At 68.6% G+C, this 26,183-nt stretch carries 25 protein-coding genes and 7 pseudogenes; 19 read left to right on the top strand and 13 right to left on the bottom strand.

The genetic code is table 11. From position 1 onward, the window contains the following. The first annotated feature begins 140 nt into the window (after positions 1 to 140). Both K7G59_RS33495 and K7G59_RS33500 read left to right on the top strand, forming a co-directional pair. Positions 141 to 605, top strand: a complete 465-nt coding sequence (locus K7G59_RS33495) for a hypothetical protein (protein WP_225840466.1) — start codon at positions 141 to 143, stop codon at positions 603 to 605. Continuing rightward, positions 602 to 1,183, top strand: coding sequence for a DUF6262 family protein (locus tag K7G59_RS33500; RefSeq protein ID WP_225840467.1), 582 nt, complete (start codon positions 602 to 604; stop codon positions 1,181 to 1,183). The genes K7G59_RS33495 and K7G59_RS33500 overlap by 4 nt, the downstream gene beginning before the upstream one ends. 164 nt (positions 1,184 to 1,347) lie before the next feature. On the opposite strand, the gene K7G59_RS33505 is transcribed toward K7G59_RS33500, so the two are convergent. Then, entirely contained in the window at positions 1,348 to 1,893 is a 546-nt protein-coding gene (locus K7G59_RS33505) for an AAA family ATPase (protein WP_225840468.1), read from the bottom strand. Between the two features lie 214 nt (positions 1,894 to 2,107). On the opposite strand from K7G59_RS33505, the pseudogene K7G59_RS33510 reads away from it, so the two are divergent. Together K7G59_RS33510 and K7G59_RS33515 are read left to right on the top strand one after the other, a co-directional pair. Continuing rightward, positions 2,108 to 2,484: pseudogene (locus K7G59_RS33510) on the top strand (Mu transposase C-terminal domain-containing protein); the annotation flags it as partial. Beyond that, positions 2,464 to 2,793: pseudogene (locus K7G59_RS33515) on the top strand (ATP/GTP-binding protein); the annotation flags it as partial. The pseudogenes K7G59_RS33510 and K7G59_RS33515, both read left to right, overlap by 21 nt. Positions 2,794 to 2,935: 142 nt before the next feature. Here the strand turns inward: K7G59_RS33515 and K7G59_RS33520 are convergent. Continuing rightward, entirely contained in the window at positions 2,936 to 4,417 is a 1,482-nt protein-coding gene (locus tag K7G59_RS33520) for an FG-GAP-like repeat-containing protein (RefSeq protein ID WP_225840469.1), read from the bottom strand. A gap of 525 nt (positions 4,418 to 4,942) precedes the next feature. Between K7G59_RS33520 and K7G59_RS33525 the strand changes: the two genes are divergently transcribed. Further along, on the top strand, positions 4,943 to 5,167 hold the full coding sequence (locus tag K7G59_RS33525; RefSeq protein ID WP_225840470.1) for a hypothetical protein: 225 nt from the start codon (positions 4,943 to 4,945) through the stop codon (positions 5,165 to 5,167). A 33-nt stretch (positions 5,168 to 5,200) separates the two neighbouring features. Continuing rightward, complete coding sequence (locus K7G59_RS33530) at positions 5,201 to 5,650, top strand: NUDIX hydrolase (protein ID WP_225840471.1); 450 nt, start codon at positions 5,201 to 5,203, stop codon at positions 5,648 to 5,650. Between the two features lie 14 nt (positions 5,651 to 5,664). Here the strand turns inward: K7G59_RS33530 and K7G59_RS33535 are convergent, their stop codons facing one another. Next, positions 5,665 to 5,805, bottom strand: a complete 141-nt coding sequence (locus K7G59_RS33535; protein WP_225840472.1) for a hypothetical protein — start codon at positions 5,803 to 5,805, stop codon at positions 5,665 to 5,667. Between the two features lie 47 nt (positions 5,806 to 5,852). Here K7G59_RS33535 and K7G59_RS33540 point away from each other — a divergent pair, with 47 nt between their 5' ends. Next, the gene (locus K7G59_RS33540) at positions 5,853 to 6,005 is read left to right on the top strand and encodes a hypothetical protein (protein ID WP_225840473.1); all 153 of its coding nucleotides are present in this window, start codon (positions 5,853 to 5,855) and stop codon (positions 6,003 to 6,005) included. Between the two features lie 77 nt (positions 6,006 to 6,082). Here K7G59_RS33540 and K7G59_RS33545 read toward each other — a convergent pair. Then, a pseudogene (locus K7G59_RS33545) lies at positions 6,083 to 6,583 on the bottom strand (hypothetical protein); the annotation flags it as partial. Between K7G59_RS33545 and K7G59_RS33550 the strand changes: the two are divergent. Both K7G59_RS33550 and K7G59_RS33555 read left to right on the top strand, forming a co-directional pair. Then, positions 6,513 to 7,487 (top strand): ankyrin repeat domain-containing protein, encoded by a 975-nt coding sequence (locus K7G59_RS33550; RefSeq protein ID WP_225840474.1) that lies wholly within the window; start codon positions 6,513 to 6,515, stop codon positions 7,485 to 7,487. The pseudogene K7G59_RS33545 and the gene K7G59_RS33550 sit on opposite strands and share 71 nt — an antisense overlap. A gap of 201 nt (positions 7,488 to 7,688) precedes the next feature. Beyond that, positions 7,689 to 8,195 (top strand): GNAT family N-acetyltransferase, encoded by a 507-nt coding sequence (locus tag K7G59_RS33555; protein WP_308295122.1) that lies wholly within the window; start codon positions 7,689 to 7,691, stop codon positions 8,193 to 8,195. 14 nt (positions 8,196 to 8,209) lie between these two features. Here the strand turns inward: K7G59_RS33555 and K7G59_RS33560 are convergent, their stop codons facing one another. Continuing rightward, entirely contained in the window at positions 8,210 to 8,860 is a 651-nt protein-coding gene (locus K7G59_RS33560) for a DDE-type integrase/transposase/recombinase (RefSeq protein WP_225840475.1), read from the bottom strand. A gap of 218 nt (positions 8,861 to 9,078) precedes the next feature. Here K7G59_RS33560 and K7G59_RS33565 point away from each other — a divergent pair, with 218 nt between their 5' ends. Both K7G59_RS33565 and K7G59_RS33570 read left to right on the top strand, forming a co-directional pair. Further along, positions 9,079 to 9,639 carry a nucleotidyltransferase domain-containing protein gene (locus tag K7G59_RS33565; protein ID WP_225840476.1) on the top strand — a complete coding sequence of 187 codons (561 nt, stop codon included), beginning with the start codon at positions 9,079 to 9,081 and terminating at the stop codon, positions 9,637 to 9,639. Positions 9,640 to 9,922: 283 nt separating this feature from the next. Further along, entirely contained in the window at positions 9,923 to 10,693 is a 771-nt protein-coding gene (locus K7G59_RS33570) for a class I SAM-dependent methyltransferase (protein WP_225840477.1), read from the top strand. Positions 10,694 to 10,892: 199 nt separating this feature from the next. On the opposite strand, the gene K7G59_RS33575 is transcribed toward K7G59_RS33570, so the two are convergent. The 4 genes from K7G59_RS33575 to K7G59_RS33590 all read right to left on the bottom strand — a co-directional run bounded on the left by K7G59_RS33575 (position 10,893) and on the right by K7G59_RS33590 (position 16,397). Continuing rightward, positions 10,893 to 11,780 (bottom strand): GNAT family N-acetyltransferase, encoded by an 888-nt coding sequence (locus K7G59_RS33575; protein ID WP_225840478.1) that lies wholly within the window; start codon positions 11,778 to 11,780, stop codon positions 10,893 to 10,895. A 70-nt stretch (positions 11,781 to 11,850) separates the two neighbouring features. Next, positions 11,851 to 12,255 (bottom strand): hypothetical protein, encoded by a 405-nt coding sequence (locus K7G59_RS33580; RefSeq protein ID WP_225840479.1) that lies wholly within the window; start codon positions 12,253 to 12,255, stop codon positions 11,851 to 11,853. A 197-nt stretch (positions 12,256 to 12,452) separates the two neighbouring features. Next, the gene (locus tag K7G59_RS33585; RefSeq protein ID WP_225840480.1) at positions 12,453 to 15,863 is read right to left on the bottom strand and encodes a tetratricopeptide repeat protein; all 3,411 of its coding nucleotides are present in this window, start codon (positions 15,861 to 15,863) and stop codon (positions 12,453 to 12,455) included. 204 nt (positions 15,864 to 16,067) lie between these two features. Then, positions 16,068 to 16,397, bottom strand: a complete 330-nt coding sequence (locus tag K7G59_RS33590) for a trypco2 family protein (RefSeq protein ID WP_225840481.1) — start codon at positions 16,395 to 16,397, stop codon at positions 16,068 to 16,070. Between the two features lie 386 nt (positions 16,398 to 16,783). Here K7G59_RS33590 and K7G59_RS33595 point away from each other — a divergent pair, with 386 nt between their 5' ends. The 3 genes from K7G59_RS33595 (at position 16,784) to K7G59_RS33605 (ending at position 19,724) form a co-directional block, all read left to right on the top strand. Further along, complete coding sequence (locus tag K7G59_RS33595) at positions 16,784 to 17,629, top strand: hypothetical protein (protein ID WP_225840482.1); 846 nt, start codon at positions 16,784 to 16,786, stop codon at positions 17,627 to 17,629. Between the two features lie 923 nt (positions 17,630 to 18,552). Then, on the top strand, positions 18,553 to 19,011 hold the full coding sequence (locus K7G59_RS33600) for a hypothetical protein (protein WP_225840483.1): 459 nt from the start codon (positions 18,553 to 18,555) through the stop codon (positions 19,009 to 19,011). 236 nt (positions 19,012 to 19,247) lie between these two features. Further along, entirely contained in the window at positions 19,248 to 19,724 is a 477-nt protein-coding gene (locus tag K7G59_RS33605) for a hypothetical protein (RefSeq protein WP_225840484.1), read from the top strand. On the opposite strand, the gene K7G59_RS33610 is transcribed toward K7G59_RS33605, so the two are convergent. Together K7G59_RS33610 and K7G59_RS34845 are read right to left on the bottom strand one after the other, a co-directional pair. Further along, a complete protein-coding gene (locus K7G59_RS33610; RefSeq protein WP_225840485.1) occupies positions 19,714 to 20,724 on the bottom strand; it encodes a transposase in 1,011 nt (336 codons plus the stop codon). The two genes, K7G59_RS33605 and K7G59_RS33610, sit on opposite strands and share 11 nt — an antisense overlap. Positions 20,725 to 20,833: 109 nt before the next feature. Then, positions 20,834 to 20,923: pseudogene (locus K7G59_RS34845) on the bottom strand (hypothetical protein); the annotation flags it as partial. Between the two features lie 56 nt (positions 20,924 to 20,979). Here K7G59_RS34845 and K7G59_RS33620 point away from each other — a divergent pair. Both K7G59_RS33620 and K7G59_RS33625 read left to right on the top strand, forming a co-directional pair. Beyond that, positions 20,980 to 21,351: pseudogene (locus K7G59_RS33620) on the top strand (dTDP-4-dehydrorhamnose reductase); the annotation flags it as partial. A 27-nt stretch (positions 21,352 to 21,378) separates the two neighbouring features. Continuing rightward, a complete protein-coding gene (locus K7G59_RS33625; RefSeq protein ID WP_374114323.1) occupies positions 21,379 to 22,101 on the top strand; it encodes a class I adenylate-forming enzyme family protein in 723 nt (240 codons plus the stop codon). Here K7G59_RS33625 and K7G59_RS33630 read toward each other — a convergent pair. Then, positions 22,071 to 23,063 (bottom strand): annotated as a pseudogene (locus tag K7G59_RS33630) (phytoene desaturase family protein); the annotation flags it as partial. The gene K7G59_RS33625 and the pseudogene K7G59_RS33630 sit on opposite strands and share 31 nt — an antisense overlap. Here K7G59_RS33630 and K7G59_RS33635 point away from each other — a divergent pair. Both K7G59_RS33635 and K7G59_RS33640 read left to right on the top strand, forming a co-directional pair. Next, positions 23,062 to 23,502, top strand: a pseudogene (locus K7G59_RS33635) (transposase); the annotation flags it as partial. The pseudogenes K7G59_RS33630 and K7G59_RS33635 sit on opposite strands and share 2 nt — an antisense overlap. 6 nt (positions 23,503 to 23,508) lie before the next feature. Then, on the top strand, positions 23,509 to 23,760 hold the full coding sequence (locus K7G59_RS33640; protein WP_225840487.1) for a hypothetical protein: 252 nt from the start codon (positions 23,509 to 23,511) through the stop codon (positions 23,758 to 23,760). Here K7G59_RS33640 and K7G59_RS33645 read toward each other — a convergent pair. After that, positions 23,750 to 24,430, bottom strand: coding sequence for a TetR/AcrR family transcriptional regulator (locus tag K7G59_RS33645; RefSeq protein WP_225840488.1), 681 nt, complete (start codon positions 24,428 to 24,430; stop codon positions 23,750 to 23,752). The two genes, K7G59_RS33640 and K7G59_RS33645, sit on opposite strands and share 11 nt — an antisense overlap. A gap of 162 nt (positions 24,431 to 24,592) precedes the next feature. Between K7G59_RS33645 and K7G59_RS33650 the strand changes: the two genes are divergently transcribed. Further along, on the top strand, positions 24,593 to 25,945 hold the full coding sequence (locus K7G59_RS33650; protein ID WP_225840489.1) for a serine hydrolase: 1,353 nt from the start codon (positions 24,593 to 24,595) through the stop codon (positions 25,943 to 25,945). Positions 25,946 to 26,183: the final 238 nt, after the last annotated feature.

A 26,183-nucleotide genomic window follows, 5' to 3' on the forward strand; every position in this document is an offset into this window, starting at 1 on the left:
GATCAACTGCTCGTCCAGCACGTCCGCCGGCAACCCGGCCGGCCGGACCTCTTCAACCGCCTCAGCAGAGACAGTCCCGTCGCTCATCAGGTGCTACTTCCATGATCGGGAGTTACACCGAAGACCGTACAGACCCCGCCATGGCCCTCGCGATCGACCTTGGTCGCCGCAGCACCCCCGCCGAGGGAGGCTTTTGCACCTTCCAGCCCGTCGTCGACGGCGGCGACTGTCCCTGGAGCCTCAACTGTCATTCCTGCGACAAGTTCGTCCTGTCCGGGGCCGATCTTCTCTACTGGAGGCGCAAGCGTGAGCAGTGGCGGTTGCTGGCCGAGGGCGCGCCGGACGACGCCACCGCCGACTACCTGCACGCCTACTTCGAACCCACTGCCCGCGCCATCGACGGCTTGGAGAAGGCCCTGGCCGGCCCCGGCCTGCTGGACGACGCCCTCGCCCTGGACCTGCGCAAACCCCAGGACTACTTCCACCGCGTGTGGTCCACAGCATTCCTCGCAGCCGACCTCGCTGTCGCAGGCGCCGAGGAGGAAAACGAGTACAGCGATACGTGCACAGCCGAGGACACCGACCCCGAACAGGACGTCGCATGAACAACGTCCCTGAACGCCGCACTGCTGCCGCCCTGGCAGCCCGCCGCAGCAGGACCGACACAGCCCTCCTGCGGGTCCACGAGTCCATCGCCCGGATCCAGCGCGAGAAGGCCCAGGTCAACGTCGCTGCTGTCGCCCGGCGGGCGAACGTCTCAAGCACCTTCCTCTATGCCAACCCCGAGGCCAGAGCCGCCATCGCCACGGCGATGGCCGAGGCAGGTGACCGGCGGTCCCGGTTGCTCGTCGAACAGGACGACGAGCGCGAGGCAACATGGCGCGAGCGCGCGCTGAACGCCGAGGACGCGCTCAAGGCCGCCCAGGGCGAGATCCTCGCCCCGCGCACCCGAATCGGCGAACTACTCGGCAAGATAAGGGATTTGCAAGCCGAGTGGACCGAAGAGGCCATCCAGCGGATCACCACCGAGAACACCACACTCAAACAAAGGGTCCGCCAGCTGACCACCGACAACCGCACCCTCGACGAGCGGCTCACAGCCGCCCGATCCAACCTCCGCTTCCAGGACCGACGCGTCGCCGACCTCGAAGCCCGCGTCACCGGGCCGGAACCACTGGCCTGATCGCATACCGCTGGCATCTCATGGCCCGTCCACCGTCCCGGCGGACGGGCCATCCAACGAGCCCCCGGCAACGAGTTACGGCCAACGACTTCTACTGCCTCATCATGCCAAGAACCAGCAGGTCGGTGACCGACCGCACCTCCACGATCACGCACCCGAGCGTCTTATCGGTCTGAACCCGTGTCGATTCGGGTCAGCACCAGGTCGGCCAACTCCTGCGGGCTCAGTTCGCCGTCCAAGAACACCGTGTCGCTGGGCAGAGTGTCGGCCGCGGCCATGCACGGTCCGATCCTGTCCTTGCACCAGCGCCGGACCTGCTCCTCCCGTTCGGGGTCATCCGGGGCGTGAATCCGGCTGTCGATCCGCTTCTCCAGGACCTCTCGGGGGACTTTGAGGAAGAAGTGGTGGACGTCGATACCCGCGTCCTTCAGCGCGCCGAAGATCTCACCGACATATCCGGAGTTGACCAGGGTCATGGGGACCAGAACAGGGCGGCGGTACTCCTGGATCAGTCCCACCGCCAGGTTGGCGACCTGTCGCCGCCACAGCGGCAGATCCTGGAAATCGCCGGTCGGGACCTCCACGATCTCCCGCAACACATAGCCGACCATCTCCGGGTCATAGACCAGTGCCTCGGGCCAGCGCGGACGCAACTCGTCCACGAGCGTGCTCTTCCCGCTACCGAACGCCCCGTTCACCCAGACGATCAACGCGATCCTCCCCGCCCCGTTGCCAGGCCCGCACGTCGGGCCCGGCATGTCAGATCAGCATGCCGCGCGGCCTGGACGCAGCCAAATTCCACGGCCAGGAGCCGGTTCACGTTGTCGAAGCCAAACGACCCCATTTCATCGTCACGAACATGTACTCTATGAATCGCCGCAGTTCAGAGCCAGTGCATGAGCTCCTGCGGTCGGTAAACGGGTCTGGCAGAACCGCCCGCACGAGGGGCTGCGTGATCCCGACCACCCGGGACGCCTGTTCACCCCCAACCAGAAGTACGCCGCCCTGGTCGAGGCCTGCGGCTACGTCCCGGTCGCGCTCAGCGGCCAGGACTACATCGAACTACTGCCCGCAGCCTGGCGGGCCGTCAACTCCTACGGCATCCGGATCAACAACCGCACCTACGATGCCCCGAACTCGGGTCGATGCGACGACGAGACTCGGGCATCACCGCCAAACGCGGCCTCTGGGAGGTCCACCGCGACCCCTACGACGTCTCCCGCGTCTGGGTACGCAATCACCGCGGCGACGGGGAATGGATCCAGGCGACCTGGAAGTACCTGAACCGGACTCCGGTCCCCGACGCCCTGAGCAAAGAGGAGAAGTACGACTACGACGAGGACCGGCTCGACCACCATGCCCGTCTCCAGGTGGTCGCCACCTCCACCGTCCGCCGCACCGTCACCTGCGGACGTCGCCTGACCGTCCTCAACCGCGGTGCCATCAGCGCACGCCGGGGCCTGATCGTCACCGGTCCGGCCAACACCGGCAAGACGATCGCTCTGACCCAGCTCGGCCTGGCCCACGAACTCCAGGACCGCCGCCGGCACCCCGGGCAGGACGAGCGCATACCGGTCATCTACATCACCGTCCCGCCCGCCGCGACACCCGGAACCCGGAGACATTGCGGAACTGGGTCCGGGCGGCTGGAGCGAGCCGGCCACGGGGGATGCCAGAATCTCAAGGCCGAACGCCCCCGGCAGAAGACTCTTCGTGCCAGGGGGAGGCCGACAGGGCCGGCCTTCGACCGAGTCAGTTCGTGAACCGCGATCCGAACTCCGGCCACTTGCTCGTCGAAAGGCCGACCGTCGCCGCGCCGAAGCTGACAGCGCCGGTCGTGGTGAGTCCGGAGGTACGTCCCTTGAGGGACCACACTGCGCCGTCGTTGTTGTTCTCCCCGGGAGCGCCGACAGCCAGGTCCGCCTTGCCGTCGGCGTTGGTGTCCGTCAGCGCCACGGCTTCGCCGAAGTGGTCGCCGCCCTCGGAAGTGCCGGGCACTCCGGGGGATCCTTGGTTGTAGGCGTACGCCGAGGTCGTGGCGAGACCAGCGGCAGATCCGGGGATCACGGTCACGGAACCGGTGGCCTCCTGCGCGTCGATCGACTCATAGGGGGCGCCGACGGCGAGGTCGGCCATGCCGTCCCGATTGATGTCGCCGAGGGACACCGCGTAGCCGAAGTTGTCGTTCGTCTCGGATGCGCCGGGAACTCCGGCGGTGTTCTGCGTGATGGTCGCCGTAGGGCGTGAGGTGTCGAGGCCGCCGGCGGCGCCGAAGGTGAGAGAGACGTTGCCCCCCAGAGTGGTTCCTGCCATTGAGGAGTGCTGATCGAAGGGATGGCCGGTCACGATGTCGGCGTACCCGTCACCGTCCACATCGCCGACCGCCGCTGTCTGGCCGTGTCCCGCGTCACCCGCGTACTGCGCCTGCCCAAGCTCACCGGGTCCGAGATATACGGACTGCTTGAACAATTCCCGGCTGCCGGTGTTGTCGCCGCCGACCACGATGTCGTCGATGCCGTCGCCGTTGACGTCACCTGCAGCCAAGGAGTTGATGTAGCTCAGCGACGTCGCCGGAAAGCCTGTACGGCCTCCGAGCGTGCTGCCCTTGGTGGAACCGCCCATGTAGGTGAAGACAGAGTTGCCCGCGCCGGAACCGATCGCCACATCGTCAGCAGCACCGTCGCCGTCGAAGTCGCCGCTGGTGAGGACTGCGCCGAAGCCGGTCAGATTGGCCAGATGGGGCAGCTGCAAAGTGGTGCCGCCGACCAGTCCCGCCTTGCTGCCCCACAGCACCGTGACAGCTCCTGTCCCGCCCTCGGCGGTGTCCTCGCCGGGAGCGCCCACGGCGAGGTCGGCGTAGCCATCGTTGTTGAAATCGGCGGAGGCGGCGGCTGCGCCGAAGCGGTCTCCGTCTTCAGAGGCGCCGGGCACGCCACTGGAACTCTGCGAGACCACTTGGATCTTGCTGCTCTCCAGGCCGTTGGCCGAACCGTAGGTGATGACCAGCGCGCCGGCCTGGTCATGGCCGGCGACGACTGCGCCAGCTGCCGAGACCGCGAGGTCGCGATATCCGTCACCGTTGAAGTCGTCCGTGTACTTGGCAGGGGCAGCGGTGGACGGCTCGGCAGTGACCGCCAGCAGGCCGCCGGTTAACGCGGCGACCATTGCCGCGGCCAGGGCCGTGCGGAGGTTCTTGGGCATCGACACTCTCCTACAACAGAGGGGGAAGGGCATTCCGCGTGGGGCCGGATCTCTCACGATCCCCCGGAGTTGTCCCGGCGGTGCAGAGATCATCGGCGCACTCAAGACTGACAAGCCGGTCCGACGGTTGTACGGGAACCGCAAAACCTTCCCCTTCTGACGGCCCACGGGCGAGGGCGCACATGTGGTCCCGCACGGCGAGCCGCCCGAGAAGGTCCTGCCCGCCCGGCTGGCACGCGGTCGCCTCCGATCCCACACACACCGGCCGGCTGCCGCAGCCGTACACGACGTGGACGGACCAGGGCCGCGCCCTGGCCTTTCCCTACCGCGACGGGCAGGCCGTGTGGCCACTGCAGCGCCAGCCCAACCGGCCGGGCTTCGAACCCGTGCCCGGTGTCGAAGCACTCCTCAACCCTGTGTGGTTCTGTTCATGAGAATGAGCAGCTCGATGGCCTCCCAGCCCCGCCTGGTTCAGGTCCTGGAAAATCCACCGCTGAGCCCACCCTGACATCGGAGACCGGCGAGTACGGCTACCTTGGGGCGAGGCGGTAGGACTCGGTGCCGGTCTGGATGATGGCGCCGTTGAAGGTCAGCGCAGCGGTTTCAGCGACGCCCCGCGACGCCCTGACCGCGGGCGCCCCCACCGCCCCCTACCCCTTCGAAACCGGAACGGAACTCTATGAAGAGCTCGAGCACCTGCGCGCGGTGGCGTCCGCGTACCGTCTGATCAGCCCCGCGGACGTGCGTGCCCTCCTTACCAACCACTCGGCCGACAGGTTCTGACCACCGTTCACAAGACCAGGAGAAGACCCAACCATGACAGCGACCCCCGCCCGCCCGACCATGTCAGCGGCTGCCGTTCTACGCGACGGCGACGGCCGGTTCCTCATCGTCAAGCCGGGCTACAAGGACGGCTGGAATCTGCCCGGCGGAGGCGTCGACGAAGGGGAAACCCCCTCACAGGCCGCCCGCAGGGAGCTGCAGGAGGAACTCGGTGTCGAGCAGGAAATCGGCCGGCTCCTCATCTCCGCCTTCGTTCAGTCCACCGGTCGCGCGCACATCTACTGGGTGTTCGACGGCGGCGTCCTGAGCGAGGAGCAGCAGGCCGGCATCAGGCTGCAGGAGAGCGAGCTCACCGCCTACAGGTTCAGCGCGGCCGAAGACATCGGCCCGGATGAGATCCCGCCCGCGCTGCGCCCCGTCTGGGAGTTGGCGCTGAAGGCGCTGGAGGGCGGGGACACCACCAACCTTGAAGTGGCAATGTAGTCGTGCCCCCGGTCCTACGCCGGCGGGGTCTGCTGCTTCTTCTCGCCGCTGGCGGCCGGGCCGATGATCTCGGCCATCGTGCTGGCGATGAAAGTTGCGAGCACCACGCGCACCACGAACAGCGTCAGAGGCTTCTTCACCCCCTGCTGGAGCACGCTCTGGGTGTAGTCGTTCTCCCTTCTGTGCGTTGAACGTGTGGTACATGCTCTCGGCGACCGTCTGGGCCAGCGCCTTGCGGTCACGCATGCGGACGCTGAAGACCGCGACCGGCTTCCCGCTCGCCGGATCGATGAGCGTCTCGTACACGGTCGGCAGGAACGTGGAGGGCACCACGTCCATGGCCGTGCGCAACTGACCCGCCCACCGCTGGTTGATGATGTCCGGAAGGACATCCAGGTCGAGGTAGCGGGAGTGGGGCGCGGTCGCATACAGCGCGACGGCGGTCCGCACGGGCGCGAACGCCGCCCGGTCGGTGAGGTGCAGCTGGACCCCGCGCAGCGGCCGCCCGGCGTGCTTGTGGAAGGTCGGTACGTACCGCAGGTCACGGAAGTGCACTCCGGGAAGGCCGAGTCCGGCAAGACAGGGGGCGCGCGCGTCGACGTACGGCGCCCCGACGATCTCGAACGGCTGCGTCGTACCGCGCCCCTCCGAGACGTTGGTGCCCTCGAACAGACAGGTGCCGGGGTAGACGGCGGCGGTCGCGGGCGTCGGGATGTTCGGCGAGGGCGCGACCCACGGCAGACCGGTGGCGCCGGCGTCCATGGCCCGCCGCGACGCCGTGACGGCGGTGGCGTTGTCGGACCCGTCTGCAAGGGTGGTCGGTGTGCGGCAGGGTGCCGTCGAGCGGGGCGCGGGAGGCGACATGGGGACGGGACCGGGGGACGGCTGGGAGGGCAGCGTCGACTGGGAGGGCTGGCGGGACCACCGGGACATCCGGCGACGGCTCGACCAGGGCGCCGATCCGGAGGCGCTGCCGTGCGGGGAACGGCCCCTGCACCGGGCCGTGGCGTTCGGCTCGCCCGAGGTCGTCGCGGAGCTGGCCGGGCGCGTCGCCGACGTCGACGCCCTGGAGGACGGTACGACCGCGCTGTGGGAGGCGGGGGTCGGGCACCGGCCAGAGATCGCACGCGTCCTCGTCGCCGCGGGAGCCGACCCGTGGCGGCCGGTGCTGGCCGGCTGGTCACCGGGGCGGCTGAGCCTGGCCGGGCCCACACCGGACCTGTTCCCGCTGCCCGAGGGCGAACCGGGCCTCAGCGAGGCGGAGTCCGCAGCGGCGCGGGAAGGCCGGCGGCGCATCGCGGCCCTGGCCGACGTCGGCTACTACGACGGCACGGGACTGGCCTGCGTGGCCGGCATCGACGCGCAGGAGGCCGTACGGCGCCTGGCAGCGGTGCCGCCGGACGCCGGGCTGCTCGCCGAGCTCCTGGACGACGCGTACGGCGTCGACACGGACGACAGCCTGCGCATCGTCGGGGTGACGACCGTACCGGGCGGTTGCGTCGTCACCCAGCCCTGGGGGTACGGGCCGCAGATGCCGGGCGTACAGGCCCTGCTCTCCGCCGGTACCGTCTGCTACGGCATGTACGCCAACCCCAAGAGCGGCAACCAGGGCAGCCTCGTGCGCGACGGTGTCGTCGAGGGCTGGGACTTGCACCCCGGCGGGGGCCCGTGCACCGGTACGCCTCCCGAGGAGGTCCTCACCGCGTACATCTACGGCTCCCACGCGATCGCCGAGTGCTGCGCCCACGCGGGCCTCTTCCCCGCCGACCCGCGGCCCTTCACCGGGCCCCCCGACCTGTGGGTGGAACTCCCCGAGCGCGACTACTGGCAGCACTGACCGGTACCCCTTCCGAGGGCGCCCCCACGTCGGGCCGGCAGGTGCGCGCAAGCCGCTGCCTGCCCGCCGTCCCCGGGTGCGGCGGGCCGTGGCTTTGTTCACGAGAATGGGGTCTGGCACAAGTTCCGTGGTGCGTGCACGCTGAGTGACATGGCTGAGACCACGTCGGTCCGACTGACGGCGGGATCTATGCTCGGACACGTGATCGAAACCGAGCGGCTGCTTCTGCGACCTCTTGATACTTCGGATGTTGACGTCTTCGTGGAGCTCCATGCCGACCCGAAGGTCAATCGCTTCGTTGGGGCTTTCTCCCCTCAACAGGCACTGGAGCGGCTCACTGTGGTCGAGCGGCAGTGGGCTGAGCGGGGTCATGGGTTGTGCGCCATCGAGCTCAAGTCGAGTGGTGAGTACATCGGTCGAAGTGGCCTGCAGTACTGGGAACAGTTCGACGAAGTTGAACTGGGGTGGACCCTTCGAGCGGAGCACTGGGGGCATGGGTATGCAACTGAGGCAGCACAGGCATGCTTGGACTGGGGCTTTGCCACCCTTGAAGCGGACTACTTCACCGCCCTCATGCGACCGGGCAACGAGCCGTCCGTGAGAGTGGCTGAACGCCTTGGCTTCTCGCCGCGTCGGCAAGACAAGCTAAATGGCAGCCCTGTCACGGTGTATGCGTTGGATCGCCCGGTTGGTCTGTCCTCCGTGTGATCCGCACACAGGGGTCAAGACCCGTTGTCCGGCACCAGCCGGCGTGGGACACCGCCGAAGAAGCGGAAGGCCGCGACGTGCGCTTCCGTCCATGCCTGCTGGTCCAGATGCAGCACCGGACGCACGAACATGTGCCGCGAGCAGGGCAGCACCATCACGAATGCCCAGACCCGGTGCCGCCGACCCGTGCGCGGATTGATCCACTGACCCAGGAAGCCGTAGTCGATCTGCGCCTCCGAACCGGGCTCGACCTCGTCCCGCAGCACCGTGACCTGCGACCTTGCCGCCTCATCCGGAAGGGTCGCATGCACCCAGCGGCGGAAGGAGGAGATCGACACCTGGAGCTTTTGCTCGTCGCGCAGCCGCTGGTGGATGGTCGAGACGGTCACCGTCCCCAGCAGGCTCTTGATGTAGTCACGGTGCTTGTCGATCTCCGGCCAGGTCACCTGCCGAAGCCGTCTGTCGGCCAGCCCCGGGAACCACTCCTTGATCAGTTTCGACCAGTCGGCCTCGCTCATCGGCGGCCCGCCCGGGGTGATCCCGGACGTCTCCGCCGGGGCCAGGTACTTCCTAACCGTCTTGCGGTCCACCCCCAGCGACGCGGCCAGCGCGCTCTTCGAGCGGCCCGCGTACCAGTGGACGTAGATCTCGCTGATATCGACCACGACGAACGTTCTCCTCGCCATCCGGGCCGCCCATCGGCCTTCCGAACCACGGGACGAGGAACACGGGCAGCTCCGCGACGACCAGGTCCCTCGATCCCGGACTCCGCGCTACCCATGGCCAAACAGGAGGAATCGGGATAAAAAATTTTATGAATCTCAAACCGCCCAAGATGCGGAAAGCTTGATCGTCGACACCCGGTCCTGAGCAGGTAACTCCAGTGCATCGTGCGATCTTCGGGCGCGATACTGGCGGCGTGATGATGAGTGCTGCGGATGCATTGGCTGTGATCAAGGCTCTTGAGGCCGGGGGCATCGACGTGTGGCTCGGAGACGGAGGCTGGGGCGTTGACGCCCTCCTCGGAGAGCAGACACGCCCCCACAAGGACGTCGACGTGATCGTCCGGGTCGATCAAGCCCGTGACCTCGTAGCAGTCCTCCAGGCGCGCGGGTTCGCCGTGGCTGAGGGGCGCCTGAGTTCCTGCTTCGTCCTCCGGGACCAGAACGGACGCACCGTGGATGTCCACCCCGTCGTCTTCGACCGGGACGGCAACGGCAACTACACCATGGAAAACGGCGAGGTGTGGGTCTATGCCGCCTCATGGTTCGGCGGCAGCGGAGTCATCGAGGGACAGCCCGTACGCTGCCTGACCGCGCAGGGGCAGGTGCTATGCCACACGGGGTACTCGCTCGACGACGAAGACCGGCAGGACATGGCGGCCCTGCACCGACGTTTCGGCGTGGAGTTGCTGCCCGAACAACTGCCTACCGCCGCGAACTGAGCACAAGTCCTCCCGGCCGCCATCCCCATGGCGAATTTCGCGATCGCCCGGGTGGGGAATTACGTGACGTTCAAGCGGCGCGAAGTGGGGAATTGCATGACCGTCGACAGGAGGCGGCCCGCGGTGTCGTAGCGGCCCAGCAGCACCGTCCGGGGCGCTGCGAGGGAGCCGGTGACGTCCCCGATCACGGCTTCGGTGGTGACCCGCACCTACTGGTGAAGAGGCAGTGTTCCGACCTTGCACTATTCAGTGCGGCGGGCCTGCCTGGCTCTAGGCTGCGACGATGGAACGCGCAACCGACATACCCGAGAGCTTCGCTGATGCTGCGGAACCGGCCCGGGTGAACGACTACGACTGTTTCGCCGAGGCGTATGCGGCGGAGAACGAGAACAACCTCGTGAACGCGTACTACGAACGGCCCGCGATGTTAGCCCTCGCCGGAGATGTGGCTGGCCACCGAGTTTTGGACGCCGGCTGCGGCTCGGGCCCACTGACCGCCGCACTGCGCGACCGCGGCGCGGTCGCCACCGGGATCGACGCCAGCGCCGGGATGCTCGCACTGGCCAGGCAGAGGCTCGGTGATGAAGTAGCCCTGCACGTGGCCGACCTGGGCGAGCGCCTGCCGTTCAAGGACGGCGCATTCGACGACGTGGTCGCGTCGCTGGTCCTGCACTACCTGGAGAACTGGGGGCCGACGCTGGCCGAGTTTCGGCGAGTACTCAGGCCCGGCGGCCGGCTGATCGTGTCCGTGGATCACCCGGTCACGGCGTACACGTTCCGGGACCCTCGGCCCGACTACTTCGCGACCACGAGCTACACCTTCGACTGGATGCTCGGCGGGCAGTCCACCCCGATGCGACTCTGGCGAAAGCCGTTGCACGCAATGATCGACGCTTTCACGACTGCGGGCTTTGGCCTGTCCGTCATCAGCGAGCCGCAGCCTGACCCAGCCGCCCGGGCACTGTTCCCCGACGGCTTCGACGACCTTTCGACCAAGCCCTGCTTCCTGTTCTTCGTCGTCGAGGCGCTGCCGTGGGTCACTGGCCCGGAGTAGCGAGTCGAGGCCGCTGGAGACGTCGAGGTCGCCCAGGTGAGATGACGTCAGGTGCCTGAGCAACCCTGCCACCTCAACTGGCCCCTCCCTCGGCGGCAGGCGGGCAGGTCTATTGCGTCAGATGGTGCGCAAAGCCCGCCGTATCGCCGATGCTGGAGCTACTGGCGAGCCTTCTAAGGCCGTTGTCCAGGGGCGCCCGTCATGCGGCCTCTGGTGTGTCGTAGGAGAACCTGTATCCGGCGAAGTCGGCGAGATGGACGTAGCCGATGCGCTGGTAGAGGGCGTTGCTCGTGGGGTTGTCCGGGTCTGTGAACAGGACGACGTCCGTCGCCCCCGCGGCCTGTGCGGCCCTACTCGCCTCGACCGTCACAGCTCCGGCGTAGCCGCGGCCGCGAAGGTGGGCCGGGGTATAGACGGGATCCACCCGGACCATGCCGCCGACGACCGAGGTCGAGGCCGTCATCGAGACGGGGACGCCCTCCGGGGTCTCCCAGAACATGAAGTGCCTGTCGCCGAAACGCGAGTCTTCCCAGGAGCCGGCGTCGATCAGGTCGATGGAACGCTGCTCCCCGACATCGACGCAGAACTCACGGCACCAGCGCACGATTTGGTCACGGTCCTTACGGCCCGTGAGGCGGCCCTGGCCCTCCGGGCGCGGCTGCGGCGGGGTGAGCGTGCCGAGACGGTAGAGATGCGTCTTCCAGAAAGGTGCCGACGCCGCGCCCGTGTGCTTCTGCCATGACTCGGAGAAGGCGCCAGCGGTGTCGTGCTCCGCGATGACATGGGCGGGTGAGTGACCCAGGCCGGCCAAGTGTGCAGCGAGGGTGTCGGTCTGCTCGGCAGAGAGCGGCGTGAGGCCCAGGCGTCCGAGGGGGGTGAGATAGAAGATCCCGCGAACCTCACCCTGTGACTCTAGCCGGCCAAAAATGGCGGCTCCGTCGTCGGGCTCGGCCGCCCTGTGTGTCCGCAGCTTCTCGATGTCCGTCAGCGGCATGTTGTGCAGGGCGGCGCGCGAGCGCAGGAAGTGCCCAGCTCGGGCAAGGAACGCGTCGAGGTCCTGGGTGAGGTGCCAGTCATCCGGATGCATGCTTCATGTTCCCGGACGACCTCGACTCGGGGCCGCTCCTTCAACGCCTTTCAGCCACGTTCCGTTCCTCTCATGCGGTGGGGCGCGGGCGAGTCGCGGCCAGGTAGTCGGACCGTAGGCAGCCCTGCCCGATGCGTTCACCGACAAAGACGTCGCCGACCTGAAGCAGGAGGTCGTACGCGATGTCACCGCCACCCTCATGTTCGGCAGCCGGCTGGCTCCCGAAGGGCGCTTCCCTACCGTGCTGGACCGCGCCGACGAAGACCTTCACCACCTGGCCGCTGAGCTCTTGTACAGCGACGACGCTGCCGCCCACTTGGCCAGGTTCGCCGAGGAGCCCGCCGACGTCGAAGGCGCCTTGCACTTCGCCTGCCTGCTCAACCTCGCCGAAGCCGACGATGGCGCCCAGTGGTGGTGGCAGTTTGCGGCCGGTGCCGGAAACGCCACAGCTGCCTACTGCCTTTACCTCTTCCACCTCGGCCGCGGCGAACTACGCGATGCCGACTTCTGGGTCGACCAGGCCAGCACATTGGACACCGACACCTACCTCATCCCCTTCTCACGCCGCCGGACACCTCCACGCCATCGGACACCCCCACGCCGCCCCACCCTGATCATTGGATCGCATTCGGTTTGGCACCGCCCTGTGCATCGAAGCCAACTTCCCTCTGGTCAGAGCAAATGCGCCAGGACGACTTGGACCAGCTGGAGAGCCGTCGTCATCGTCCCGACGTGTTCCTCCGGAATCTCCAAGCCGAACGTGGTCTTCACAGCCAGGACGATTTCCAGCACATCCCGCTCGTCCGCTCCCAACTCGTCGATGAGTCCCTCGTCCGGGCCGATGTCGTCCGGGTGCATCCCGAGACGCCCGGCGATGATGGCTTTCACCTGGTCCATAGCCTCCAGGATTGTGTCGTTGCGGGCCGGCATCGCGAGGATTCCGGCGCGCAGTTGCTCCGCCTGGGCGAGAGTCCTCTCGTACTCTCCGGGGTTGGCTGCGGCGAGGGAACGATGGATTCCGATGGACTCGTTGATCGCGGCGAGACTGCGCTGACGTCGGCCCACGGAGGCGAGCGTCCGGGCGAGGTAGTAGAGGTTTCTGGCGAGTGCCGGTCGATGGCGGTCGGGGAAGTGTTCGACGAGGCTGCGGAAGATGGTGACCGCAACGGTCACTGTCTGGAGGGCGTCATACGGTCGGTTCAGCTCGGCCAGCCGCAGGAACCTCCGTTCGAGCGCGGTCCCGAGGTCTGCCTGGTAAGCGTCGGGGTAGTCCTCGACCAGCCGCCCGTACAGCGTGACGGCCTCGTCGGCCGCGGCCAGTGCGTCCTGAGTCCGCCCGGCGGCGGTCAGTCTGGCCGAGAGGTTGCAGACCACCCGTGCCAGGTCGGGGAGGTAGGGGCCTCCGGGGTAGCCCTGATCCAGCACCCGATAGGTGGCAACGGACTGTTCGGCCGCAACCAGCGCTTCCTCGGTCTTCCCGAGGGCACCCAGCTCCACGGCGGTGTTCGAGAGGAGCATGGCAAGGTCCGACAGGTAGGTATCTGGACGTCGCTCGGCCAGCGGCCGGAGAGTGGCGAGTGCGCTTTCCATCGCTTCCAGCGCCTCCTGCCGCCGCCCCACGGCCGAGAGCCGGATCCCGCGGTTGCCCGTGATCCTCGCGAGTTCGGGAAGGTACTTCTCCGGATCGTTCTCCGCCAGAAGGCGATATCCGTTGAGCGACTTCTCGACTGCCTCCAGAGCCTCCTGGTGCCGCCCCAGAACGGACAGACGGGTGGAGAGGTTGTTGAGCGCCATCGCATGGCCGTCGAAGGATTCCAGAAGCGACTCGGCTTTGCTGAGATTGTCCGCCGTTATCACCTGGTCGGGAGTGAGTTCCGCGATCAGCCTTCCGGTGAGTCGACTGCGGATCAGTACGGAAGTCTCGATCGCAGCGAGGGCCTCCTCGTGCCGCCCGAAATCCCCGTAGCGATTCGACAGGTTGTTGAGGGCCTTGGCGTAATCGCGAAGGTGCGACGGTTCGCTCGAAGCCAGCCGCTGACTCACATCGACCGCCTCCTCCACTGCGGCCAGCGCCTCATGGTGCCTTCCCACGTTGCTGAGCCTGTTGGACTGCTCGATCAGGGCGTTGGCGAGGCGTGGCAGTCGGTTCGGATCCCCCGCTGGAAGGTTGCGCGTGCGGTTGGTGAGCATCGTCGTGGCCGTTGCCACCCACCCCGCGAGGCGCTGGGTCGAGGCCGGAACCCAACTGACGAGTCGGCTGAGTTCGTCCAGCACGAGCTTCTCGCTGGTGATGCGTTCAAGTGCCGCCAGGAGCGGGCCTGGATGCTCGGTCTGGATGGCGACGTCGATGAGTTGTGGAACGAACCGCGTCCCGTTCCGCACGCAGAGGCCGGTCAGATGGTCGTCCAGTCGACCACGGACGTCGGGGTGGGCCGCGGCCCGGCTGTAGACGGTCAGCAGCTGCGCGGCCTGTAGGTCGTCCGCGCCCTGCACCAGGCTTTCTGCCAGGTCTGGGTCCTTCTCGAGTCGCAGCCCGACAAACCGTTCGGCCAGCCGGTCGGGATAGAGGGTTCCCCATTGGCGGTCGGTGTCCAGCGAGGGGAAGATCGCCGCCAGCCAGAGCGTGACCGCTTCTCGCCGGTCGCGCGGCAGCTCGGCCAGTCTGTCCACGCGCCGCAGCGTCCCGTCGGCCTGCCTGCCGTCGGCGGCACCGACGAGCAGGGCAGCGGTGACCGCCTCGTGAAGGGTGGCTTCGAGTATCCCCGTCACCCCTTCGGAACTGGCCGTTCGGGCCCAGTAGCGGGTCTCGTGGTTCAGAAGTCGTTCTTCCACACTCGGGCGCGGCGCCGTGCTGTGGGAATCGGGCTTCTCTGCCTCGTCGAGCAGGTCCGCGAGGGCCGTCATCTGCAGGGTAAGCGCGTTTCCCAGTGCCTCGCGGGTGAGCCCGGGTACCGGGAGCCCGGCGGCCAGCTTCGTCCAGTCGTGGTTCTCGTAGCCCTCGACCAGAGGAAGGGTGTCGGCGAAGGCCCGCGTGGCATCCTGATAGGCCTTCACCCGGTCGGGTGGGTCGGGATCGAGCGGGGGGAGAGCGACGTCCTGGGTGCCTACCAGGTAGCTCTCGGTGATGCTGGTGAGGTTCTTCGCCCGGCTCCACCAGTCACCGGCCGTTCGGGCCAGCAAGAGCATCTTGAAGGGGGTACCGCCACCGTGCTCGGCGGCGGCCTCCACAAGTCCGGCGATCTGATCTGTGCGTGCCTCTGCGTAGTCGACGACGATCAGCAGCGGCTTGGCGGCATGTCTCAGGCCTCGGATCTCCTGGGCTGTGGCTCCGGCACGCAGCCACAGCACTGCCCAGCCCTCCTCGGCGAGAGTGCCGGCGAGATGGCGGGCGACTCGGGTCTTGCCCTGGCCGCCGGGCCCATGCAGCAGCCAGGCGCCGAACCCGCTCAGGTCGCACCAGGTCTCCAACTGGTTCATCAGGTCGACTCGGCCGCGGAACGGGACGGTCTGCCGATCCGCGGTGAGAAGCGCCGCAGGCGAGGCCGGCCCCTTGTTGAGGGTGGGCTCCACGGCGGCCAGGTCCTGGAACTCCACTGCTTCCAGCTGCTGTGGTCTTGCATCGTGAGCCGCCAGTGCCTCACGGAACGTCTCGTCGTGATGCAGCACATAGGCCGGGACGATCTTCAACGCCGCATGCGCGGAGTGTGCCGCCTCCGCGAGGACCACGCCGGTCAGCAGCCGGTCGCAGAACATCGCAGCGCCCGACAGGCCTCCCCATGGTGAGGTGGTGCCGAACGGCCAGCTCGGCGGGTAGGCCGACAGGTCCATGACGTAGCGGTTGTGGACGTAGCCACTGCCGGGGTTGAGGTGACCGCGCTGGTGACTGACGTCGATGGCCGTGCGGCGCTTCTGGACCAGGTCGGGCACACCCCAGGTCTCGCATTCCTGGCCCGGTCGCATGGTCGCGAGTCGACCCCAGCGCACGTCCGGTCCCGGCGGTGGCCGCCAGCCGCTGTCGGTCACTACGACCAGGGCGGCGTCGTCGATGTCGCCCGGTGTCCCGCACCACACGGTCTCGCCCATGTACTCCCGTTCGATGCCCGGGTGGAAGACCTTCACCCGGGCGCCCTTTCGGGCCACGACGTGCGCTGACGTCAGGACGAGTCGTGGCCCCACCACGTACCCCGATCCCGGCCCAGCCGTCCCGGTGACCGCCACCAGTCTCGCCTCGTCCACCGCTACCCCCGAGCCCGCTGAGCCGACCGAATCCCTGTCACCGACGCACCGTCAGTGCGGCACATGCCGGGTGGTGCGGCCCGGTCCGTCGGCACGTTCCGTCGATCCTTTGATCAGCAGGTCCTCACCGCTCGCGCTCTTCGGCGTCAGCGTGAACGTGACCCTGTGCGTCCGGCCCTGGGAGACTCCAGCCTCCGTCCCCGCGGAGACCGCCCACAAACGGAAGCCGCCCGTGGCCTTGACATCGGCCCGCAGTTCGACCTGGAACTCCATCTCGACGGGCCCCACCGCGAACTGGATCTCCTGGTCCACCCCCCGCGCAGCCGCTGCCAGCAGCTCGTCGCGCACCGCCGCCACGGCGTCCACCAGAGGAATGTCCATCCGCCCCACCCCGACTCTGACACTGCATCACATCGCTTGATCGTCAGCTTAGGAGCCCAAGCCGGTGCCTCGCCGAGCAATCCACGAATCGCTGCCGCACACCGGCCTGGTGCCAACGAGCGGCAGCACAGGCTCTGGGCCTGCATCGTCAGCCGCGGACTCGCCCCGTCAGCTTGACGCGCTTGCGCCGTGCGCCAGCGGTACTCCATCTTCGCTGTCACGAACTGCGTTCGGTCCAACTTCGGTGGCAACCAGTCCAGATTCGTTGGCACAGGACACCCGCAGCCACCGCACCCGGCGTCACGCTGTGAGGTCTATGAGCCTCACAGCCTGTTTCACCAGGTAGACGAGGTGAGCTATGAGGCTGTGAGGGTGTGAGGTGGAGCTTGCGCACCACGCTCCCGCGCGCCCTGGTGGCGCCCGCCGACGCGCAGGACGATGGGATCGTGGGCGAGCAGCACGAGGACCAAGAGCACGGCGCCGAACCGGCGGGGCCGCCGCTGACGACCGCCCAGGCCCGGGAGATGACGGCCGGGCTGCGCGAGGCGATGGACGACGTCCGGCGCTCCGTGGCGGCGCTCGCCGCCCGGGTCCGCGACGCACACGCCGCCTGCGTCTGGCTCCCCCTCGGGCACAGCAGCTGGGAGTCGTACTGCGACGCGGAGTTCGGCATCAGCCGCGCGCAGGCATACCGGCTCCTGGACGTCGCCCGCTCCCTCGCCGCGATCCACGACGCGGTCACCGCCAGCACCGAGACGTCTCGCACGCGAGACACCGGCCCGGCCACCGCGGCCGCGTTCGACTACGGCCTCTCCCAGCGCGCCCTGATCGCCGTCTCCAGCCGCAGCGGCGACGTTGCGGAGCTGATCACCCGCCGCCTCGCCACGCTCGCCCACAGCGGCCTCCAGGCCCTCGACACCGCCATGGTGCGCGCGGTGGTCCGCCAGGCCGTCCGCGACATCCGCACCGCCCCACCCCCGCCGCCCGCCGATCCGCCGGCGGACCCGACCGTCGCCGCGCTGCGCGCCGTCGTCGACGACCTCGCCGCCAGCAGCCACGCGATCGGGGAGATGATGCTCGAAGTTGCGCCGGCCTACCTCTCCGACATCGAGGCCGCCGACGTCCTGGCGCTGCTGTGCGAGCAGATCGGCGAGCCCCTCGAACACGGGCTCGCTGCTCGCCGCTACGCGATGTCCGGTGACCGCCGCGCGTTGCACGGCACCGTGCTGTAGAGCGCCGTTCCCCGCTGCTCCTGCGTGGCACACAGCCCGTTTCCCCAGGGGGCGCGGTGCGTGTGAGGGTGTGAGGCGAGGGCCTGCGTCGACGGGGTGCCGCTGCTCCTGATCGTGCTGCTCGCCGTGGTGTGCAGCAGCTTGCTACCCGGTGGGCAGCACCCGTCGTGACCGGGGTGCTGCTCGTGGTCCTGGTGGTGATCCTCGGGTTGCAGCAGGGCGGTGTCGCGGGTGCTGCGCAGCGCAGCGCAGCATTTGTATGGGTCAGGCGGCACACGGGTGCTGCACGGGTAGCAGGCCGGCTCCGGCCGCTGCAGCACGACCAACTGCTGCACGCTGCTCGGACCCTGCTGCTACCAGCCGACGTCCGCTGCTCCAGGGGCAGGGCCCGTCCCGGCAGCTGCATAACAGCGCAGATCTGCAATGTTCGGCAGGAGATCCATGCACGGCTGCTGCATACAGCGCCCGCACCCCGAAGGGCCGCCAATTGTTCTGCTCCTCCAGAACAAGCCGGTTCACCTGGTGCTACCGCCCGCCCCGCTGCTCTCGGCGGGCGACGGCGTCAGGCGCCGTGACGGTGTCAGGCGCCGTGACGGTGTCAGGCGTTAGGCGAGTGTCAGGGCCGGGCGGCGAGCCCATCAGTCCCGAGGGCCGTCCACATCGTGAGCCCGACGCCAATGGCTGGCCGGACACTGTTCGCCGCGTCTCCTTACTCCTAGCCTGCTTCGATGCAGTGGGTAACGCTGGTTTTGTCCATGAGTTCTGGCAGCAGATGTGCACCGCTCCGGGAGGCGCCCCGTCCGGGCCGTGGTTGATGTTCACGAGAACGGGAGGCACCTCGTGTACCCCTCCACCGGACGGCTAGGGCGAGGAAGAGCCGAAGGTGTGTCGAGCTGTCAGGCCCGCAGGGCAGACTGTTGCTCATGACAGAAGCCGGGCTCGACGCAGCCGCCCGCTCCCTGCGGGCCTGGCTCAATCGACAGCAGTTCAGTGACCTGTCTACCCCCGAGGTGACCGCCTTCTTCACCGACTCGGTGGCCGACTGGGCGACCGGCCAGGGATATGAAGTCCGGCGGGAGGTAGAGCTGCCCACCGCCACTCGGCAGAACCGGACCGGGCGCCTCGACCTGCAACTGCGGCACCGTTCGGGTAAGGGGCGGCTGATCAGCATCGAGGTGGATCGGGGTACGAAGGAGTGGTCCCTCGAAAAGCTCGTCCAGGCCGCCGAGCTTGGCCACCTGGCGCTGTGGCTTCGGTGGAGCCGCACCCCCGTCACTCTGCCGATGCCGCCCACAGTCCGGCTCATCCGGGCTCAGGTGCTTAGGCGTACCACACTCACGCGGGCGAAGGTCTACTCGCTCCGGCCGGACAATTGTGGGTAGCGGGCTGGTTCGCACCCGGCGGCGCCATAGGTGCTGACGCGGACCGACCGCGGACTTCTACCGGCCCCGCGTCAGGGTCACGGGGACCTCCAGAGCCTCGGTGCTGTCGCAACTCGTGAACATTCCGGCCGGCCCGCGACCGCTTACCGCCTCCCGAACCGGTATCGAAGTGCTGCCCGTTCTCGTGAACAGAGCCAGTAACGCTGATAGCCGCACTCCTCGGTGCACTGATCGCTATGGCTTCCACCGTTCTCATAGAGGCGCGTAAAGACCGTCGTGAAGCGCAGGGCGAGTGGAGGCGCAGTAAGCGCGAGCTGTACGGTGGGTACCTGGCGACGCTGGCTCAGGTGCGCAGCGAACTGCAACTCATGCTCCTCAACCGGGACATGCCCGATGCAGACCGCACAGTAGAGGCGCTGCGCGTGGTTGCCCGCTGCTACGACCTTCGCTACCAGCTTGAGGTTCTGGCGCCGCGAGCTGTCGTGGAGCCGGCGCTTACCTATTTCCGTGCCGTGCGCAGGCTTCGGGATGCGGTCGGTGCTGGAATGGACAGGCAGGCCGTGGAGCGCGAGCGCTTCTTCGAAGACGTGATGGACACCTTGAGACAAGCAAGGGATGCCATGCGCCGGGACATGGGCACGGATGCCATGGCGGCGTCGCTCAGCCGCGAGGGCAACGGCGTCTCGCTTGTCCAGCGCGGCCCTAATGGGTAGCAAGGTCGGGCCTTGACCGCAAGGCCGGGAAGCTAGCCTGTTTGTGCTGGTGGCAAGAGGGTTGAGGTCCAGGCAGTGGTTGCGTAGAGGCCGGGCCCGAGTTTGTGGATGAGGCCGGTGTCGGCCCATCGGGAGAGCTGCCGATACATGGTGTGCAGGATGATGTCTCTGAAGTGGGCGGCGATCTCCGCGGGTCTCCATAGGCGCGTCGGGTCGTCCTGCAGCAGGGCGAGAATCCGGTGTCGTCGGCGCTGCTGGGGCGGTGTAGCGGTCGTCGCGGGAGGCCGTGGGCAAAGGCGGCTGTTCGGGGCCGGGTTCGAGGACGGTGAGTCGGGCCAGTTGCCCGTAGGGCCTGGTAGAGCGTGAGCAGGGCCCACATCTCCTGTTCGAGGCCGACCCGGTCGCCCGAGCGGAGGTTCCGGCCGGCCAGGATCGTGTGGCGGAGCGCGAAGTACGTGCTCTCGTGTTCCCAGCGCTCATGGTAGTGGTTGATCAGCGCCCTGGCTGAGTGTCGGCGGGCATCAGTCAAGGTGGTGACCAGCCGGTAGGAGCCGGTGAAGACGGTGCCGTCGCTGCAGGTCACCGTGATCTCGGCGTCGAAGATCCGGACGTTGACGGTGCCGATCATCGACAGGTAGGAGCCGTCATCGAGACGGGCCAGGACCGGGGCGCGCCGGTTGCTGCGGAGCCGGCCCAGCACCTTCGCGCCGGTCGCGGTCACCTGGGCGAGGAAGCCGTTGGCGTCGAAGCCCTTGTCCCACAGCACCAGCATGTCTGGCCTGAGCAGGTGCAGCAGCCGGAGGGCGTAGGCGGTCTCGCCCTCGTCGGTGGGGCCGAACACCGCGCCGATCAGTGCTCTCGTCCCGGTCTCGACCAGTGTCATCAGCTCTAGCGTGGGATAGCCGTGATGAGCCGTCCGCCCGAGCCAGGCCCGGTTGCCGGGAGAATCGGGTACCCGCAGCGAACTGCACCCGTCGAGGGGACACCGTCCGGTAGGCACCGAACCGCACCCCCGGCGTCGTTGGGCGGGCCAGGGGACCGGCGAGCACCTCGAACAGTGACCGCACCGGTGCGGCCCCCAGCCGACGGCGCAGGTCCCGCAGGGCCTTCGCGCTCGGCGAGGCCACCGGCATCCCGGTCAGGCCGCCGGTGAGCTTGTCCCACACCAGCCGGTAGCCGACCTCGGGGAACAGGCACATCGCTAGCAGGAAGTAGACCCCGACCCGGGACGCAGGTCACGCAACCGCCGCTGCACCGCGTTGCGCACGAACTCGCCGCCGGCACCCGCGAAGGCGTCCTGTTCACCGACGACATCCGCTGCCCAGTGCACGTCGCTGACCTGGCCACCGCCCTTCTGGAACTGGCCTCGTGCGATGCCGCTGGCATCCACCACCTCGCAGGGCCCGACGCCCTGAGCCGTCACGAGCTCGGCATCCTCATCGCCAGACGTGACGGCCTCGACGCCTCCCGGCTGCCCACGGGCCTGCGGGCCCACAGCGAACTCCCCGGCGCCCTCGACGTACGCCTCGACAGCCAGGCCACCCAGCGGAAACTGCGCACCACACTGCGCGGTGCCCGGCAGTTCCTGCATCGCACCGGCGTGGCCGCCCTGCCCGTCGGCGCATGAGCGAGCAGTCAGGGCCGCTCGGGACTGGTGGGCCCGCATGCCGAGGTCGCCCGACATGACAGTCAGCGACAGGCGTGGGGCATGACCGAGACCGCTCCGCTGGCCTGCATCGTGCCGGCCCGCCTCGCGCTCGAACACCCGGACGCCGCGGGCCACTGTCTGCCGCACACCGAGGTGCGGCTGTCCGATCCCGCCACCGGGGTACCGGTCACCGCCCCCGACACGGACGGCGAGATCTGGGTTCGCGGCCCACAGGTCTTCCAGGGGTACTGGAACAACGCCGAGGCGACCCGGCAGGCCACCGACGAGACCGGATGGTTCCGCTCGGGCGATATCGGGCCCCTCGCCGGGCAGGGACTGCTGTACGTGGTGGGCCGGCTCAAGGACGTCATCATCAGCGGCGGCGAGAACATCTACCCCGCCGAGATCGAGAACGTTCTGGCGGACTGCCCGGGCGTGCGCGAGGCGGCCGTCGTCGCGATGCCGCACTCCCGGTGGACCGAGACGCCCGTCGCCGTGGTGTGTCCCGAAGGGGGTGAACCGCTCTCCACGGCGGACGTCCGCGCCTTCGCCGGCGGCCGGCTGGCCCGCTACAAGATTCCAACCGCGGTCGTCCTGCGCGACACCCTGCCGCGCAATGGCAGTGGCAAGGTCGACAAGCCCGCCCTGCGCCCCTGGCTTCTCGCTTCGGGCCCCCGCCACCGGGGCGTGAGCCGCGCTCACCGCGTGCGGCGCCGGCCGTCCAGGTAACGTAGGGCAGAACGGGCCGCGTGCCGGCCGCACATGCCGTGGACGCCAGCGCCCGGCGGGGTGGCCGCCGAGCACAGGAAGACGCCCGGCACACCGGTGCGGTAGGGGTCGAGGGCCAGCCGCGGCCGGCACAGCGTCTGCCACGGGGTGTTGGCGCCGGTGAGGATGTCGCCGCCGACGTAGTTCGCGTTGGCCTGCGCGAGCGTCTCGGGCGGCGTGACCGCCATGCCCACCACCCGCTCCCGGAACCTCGGGGCGAACCGCTCGATCTGGCCCAGCACCGTCTCGGTGGCGTCGCCGCGGTAGCCAGCCGGCACGTGTGCGTACGCGTACACCGGCTTCACGTCGCCCACGGCCCGCCCCGGGTCGGCCAGATACTGCTGGCCGACCAAGACGAAGGGACGTTCGGGCATCCGGCCCCGCGCCACCAGCCGCTCGGCGTCGGCGATCTCCTCCAGCGTCCCGCCCAGGTGCACGGTCCCGGCCCGGCGGCACGCCTCGCCGGTCCACGGGACACCGCCCTCCACGGCAAGGTCCACCTTGAACGCGGCCGGGCCGTGCCGCCAACGCCCGTAGGCGCGCCGCACCCGCCCCGGCATCCGGTCACCCAGCAGCGCCGCCGCCGAGGCGGGGGCGAGGTCCAGTACGATCGCCGCGGCCGACGGCAGTTGGGCCAGCGACGTGACGCGTACCCCCGTCTCGACCGTGCCGCCGAGCTCGGCCAGCCGGGAAACCAGCGCCCGCGCGATGGACTGCGAGCCGCCCTCCGCGACCGGCCAGCCCCAACGGTGGCCGGCGGCGATGTGCACCAGCCCGATGGCGCTGCTGACCGGTCGGTCGAGCCGGGAGAAGGTGTGCGCTGCGGCGCCGGCGAACAGCGCGCGGGCCGGCGCGGTCCGCCACCGCCGGGCCAGCACCGTGGCGGGCCACAGCGCCGGCAGCCCGAAGCGGGCGAGCTTCACGAACGCCCTGCCGAAGTCAGCACAGCCGGGTGCGACGAAGGCGATGCAGGAGATCTACAACGCCGAGGACCGCGCCCACGCCGAGAAGGCGATCGATGCATTCGCGAAGACCTACGGCGCCAAGTTCCCCAAAGCCGTCGCGAAGATCGCCGACGACCAGGAGGAACTGCTGGCCTTCTACGACTTCCCGGCCGAGCACTGGATCCACTTGCGGACCACGAATCCCATCGAGTCGACCTTCTCCACCGTCAAGCTCCGCACCAAGGTCACCCGCGGCGCTGGCAGCCCGGCCGCCGCGCTCGCCATGGTGTTCAAGCTCGTCGAGTCCGCCCAGGCCCGCTGGCGCGCGATCACCGGGGCCCACCTCGTCGCCCTCGTCCGCGCGGGCGCGAGGTTCGAGAACGGCGTCCTGGTCGAGCGGCAGGACCAAGCCGCATGAGCCTCTATGACGCCCCGCAGGAAGGGCCGGCCGAGCACCTGCGTTTTCGCTGCCTACCTTCGCAAGTTCGTGCAGGTCACCGGCGCTGAGGACACGACTCTGATCAAGAAGGTCCTCACCGATCCAGACCAGACCATGGCTCAGTCCGCTGTGCTGCGGCACCTGGACCGCAGGGCCACCGTCCTCCGCCTCGGCCACGCCTTCGAACCGTGGGCCGAGCGTACCTTCCCGGATAGTCGTGTGATGGTCACCGAGTAGGCCCGCGTTGCAGCGCCTCCAGCCCGTCGAGGATGGCCTGGAGGCCGATCTGGAAAGTGTTGTCGGGCGCCGCGCCGTAGTCGGCGCTGTGGGTGTCCAGGCGGGCGCGCAGCCGAGGGAATTGTGCGGCGATCTCGCGGGCTTCGGCCTTGGCGTTGCCGATGGTCTGTTCGGCACTGCTGCCTTCGCGCCGCAGTTTGCGGGTGAGTGAGGCTGTCGCCGCTGGGCCGAGGGCGTTGCCGAGGACGAAGGTGAAAACGGCGGCCGCGGCCTGGTCGGCTGCGGGGCCGGCGAATCCCGCGGTCTCGTAGATGGCGAGGAGGTGGTCGTCGTGGCGGGCCTTGCCGGGGCCGAACATGAGGAGGGAGCCGAAGGCCTGCAGCAGCCACGGGTGGCGGGTGAGCATCGCGTACAGGTCGTTGGCCATGATGGTGGCCGCCGTGCGCCAGCCGACCCCGTCGGGGTCGGGCAGCGCGATTTCGTGCCACAGCTGGTCGCCGGCGAGGGCGATGAGGTTGTCCTTGCTGCCCACGTGCCAGTAGACCGCGGTGGCCGCCGAGCCCAGCCGCTGGCCCAGTGCCCGCATGCTCAGTCCCTCAAGCCCTTCGGCGTCCAGCAGGGTGATGGCGGCAGTGAGGATCTGTTCGCGGGTCAGTGCGTTGCGGGGCATGGATTCACGATAGCCCTCGACTTGCACGCCGTTCAAGAAGCCTCTTGTACAGTGTTCAAGACGTTCGCTAGTTTCCACTTGAACACAGTGCAAGTCGCCGCGACGCCCGATGGGCAGCTCGGCGCCGTGCGCGAACCACACACCGATCGAGGGGGAATCGAGATGTCACACGATGCGCTGGCGGAGTTCGTCGAGGAGAAGGCCAAGGAGCTCGGCATCCCGGGTGCGGCGGTGGGAGTCCGGGTCGGCGGACGGGAGCTGACCGTCTGCCACGGCGTGACGAGCATCGACAACCCGCTGCCCGTCGACCGGGACACGCTGTTCGTGCTGGGCTCGGTCACCAAGACCTACACGGCGACCGCGATCATGCGCCTGGTCGAGCAGGGGCGGGTCGAGCTGGAGGCGCCGGTGCGCCGCTACGTTCCCGAACTCCGGCTCCCCGATGAGGACGCGGCTGCGCAGATCACCATCCTGAACCTGCTCAACCACACAGCCGGGCTGGACACCCGGATGGTCTTCGACAGCGGAGACGGAGACGACGCGCTGGCCCGCGAGGTGACCAACATGGCCGAGGTGGCGCTGATCGGACCAGTCGGCGGCCGCGCCTCCTACAGCCAGCTCGGCTACAACCTGCTCGGCCGGGTCATCGAGAACGTCACCGGCGAGACCTACGAGGCCGCTGTCGCCTCACTCGTCCTGGAACAGGCCGGCATGACCCACAGCGTCTTCACCGCCGGACAGGCCATCACCCGCCGGTTCGCCGTGGGCCACAACCTCAGCGAAGGGGCGCTCAAGATCGCCCGGACCTGGAAGGACACGCGCGGCAACAACCCGGGCGGCGGCCTGGTGTCCTCGGTCTCCGACCAGTTGCGCTGGGCCCGGTTCCACCTCGGCGGCGGTGACCTGGCGCGGCGCATGCAGGAGCCGACGGTGGAGCTGCACGGCTCCACGCTCGGCGACGCCATCGGCCTCGGCTGGTTCCTGCGCGACGTGGACGGCGTGCGCACCGTCGGGCACGGCGGGTCGACCAACGGGCAGTTCGCCGACCTGCTGCTGGTTCCGGAGCGGGACTTCGCCGTCGTGGCGGCGTCCAACGCCGGGCCCGACAGCGGGCTGGAGTTCAATCAGGCCGTGGTCCGCTGGGCGCTCGAACACTACCTCGGCGTGGTCGAGCGGGACCCCGAGCCGCTCCCGTACGACCCGCAGCGCGCCCAGGAGATCACCGGGCACTACGAGAACGAATTCATGACGCTGATCATCGACACCGACGGTGACACGGTGACGGTTGAATGCCGGATCAAGCCGGAGATCCGCGCGGCGGCCGACAGGGAACTGCCGGCGGACCTGCCGCCGGCCGGCCTCGGCCTGCTCCCCGGGAGCGGCGACGAGTACATCGTCACCGACGGCGGCCTGATCGGCCAGCGCGGTTTCCTCACCCGCGATGCCGACGGCGCCATCATCGGGGCCGACATGGCCGGACGGTTCTTCAACCGGGTCCCGACACCCTCCGAGTGACACCTGGGAACCCCCGAAGAGCACCGCAGGCGAGGCCGGCGACAGCCTCGCCCAGGTCCACAACATTTGACAATTACTCTCGGCCCCCCCGGACGCGTCCGAAGCCTCTGGTCCACGAGTTCCCGCATCCGGGCGACCTCGTTCGGACAGCCCGCGAGCAGAGCTTCACCGTCGGGGTGCCGCAACGTGCCACGCACGATGGCACTGGCCAATTCGAGTGCCTGGGCACACGCGGGAG

It is taken from the genome of Streptomyces sp. NK08204, from assembly GCF_020400585.1.
GTDB lineage: Bacteria > Actinomycetota > Actinomycetes > Streptomycetales > Streptomycetaceae > Streptomyces.

Excerpts from the sequence above, each read along its gene's own strand:
- K7G59_RS33530 (WP_225840471.1), top strand. The coding sequence starts at position 5,201 with ATGACAGCGACCCCCGCCCGCCCGACCATGTCAGCGGCTGCCGTTCTA.
- K7G59_RS33575 (WP_225840478.1), bottom strand. The coding sequence starts at position 11,780 with ATGCATCCGGATGACTGGCACCTCACCCAGGACCTCGACGCGTTCCTT.
- K7G59_RS33585 (WP_225840480.1), bottom strand. The coding sequence starts at position 15,863 with ATGGGCGAGACCGTGTGGTGCGGGACACCGGGCGACATCGACGACGCC.
- K7G59_RS33495 (WP_225840466.1), top strand. The coding sequence starts at position 141 with ATGGCCCTCGCGATCGACCTTGGTCGCCGCAGCACCCCCGCCGAGGGA.
- K7G59_RS33605 (WP_225840484.1), top strand. The coding sequence starts at position 19,248 with ATGGCTTCCACCGTTCTCATAGAGGCGCGTAAAGACCGTCGTGAAGCG.
- K7G59_RS33500 (WP_225840467.1), top strand. The coding sequence starts at position 602 with ATGAACAACGTCCCTGAACGCCGCACTGCTGCCGCCCTGGCAGCCCGC.
- K7G59_RS33645 (WP_225840488.1), bottom strand. The coding sequence starts at position 24,430 with ATGCCCCGCAACGCACTGACCCGCGAACAGATCCTCACTGCCGCCATC.
- K7G59_RS33570 (WP_225840477.1), top strand. The coding sequence starts at position 9,923 with ATGGAACGCGCAACCGACATACCCGAGAGCTTCGCTGATGCTGCGGAA.
- K7G59_RS33550 (WP_225840474.1), top strand. The coding sequence starts at position 6,513 with ATGGGGACGGGACCGGGGGACGGCTGGGAGGGCAGCGTCGACTGGGAG.
- K7G59_RS33520 (WP_225840469.1), bottom strand. The coding sequence starts at position 4,417 with ATGCCCTTCCCCCTCTGTTGTAGGAGAGTGTCGATGCCCAAGAACCTC.
- K7G59_RS33540 (WP_225840473.1), top strand. The coding sequence starts at position 5,853 with ATGCTCTCGGCGACCGTCTGGGCCAGCGCCTTGCGGTCACGCATGCGG.
- K7G59_RS33600 (WP_225840483.1), top strand. The coding sequence starts at position 18,553 with ATGACAGAAGCCGGGCTCGACGCAGCCGCCCGCTCCCTGCGGGCCTGG.
- K7G59_RS33650 (WP_225840489.1), top strand. The coding sequence starts at position 24,593 with ATGTCACACGATGCGCTGGCGGAGTTCGTCGAGGAGAAGGCCAAGGAG.
- K7G59_RS33590 (WP_225840481.1), bottom strand. The coding sequence starts at position 16,397 with ATGGACATTCCTCTGGTGGACGCCGTGGCGGCGGTGCGCGACGAGCTG.
- K7G59_RS33640 (WP_225840487.1), top strand. The coding sequence starts at position 23,509 with ATGACGCCCCGCAGGAAGGGCCGGCCGAGCACCTGCGTTTTCGCTGCC.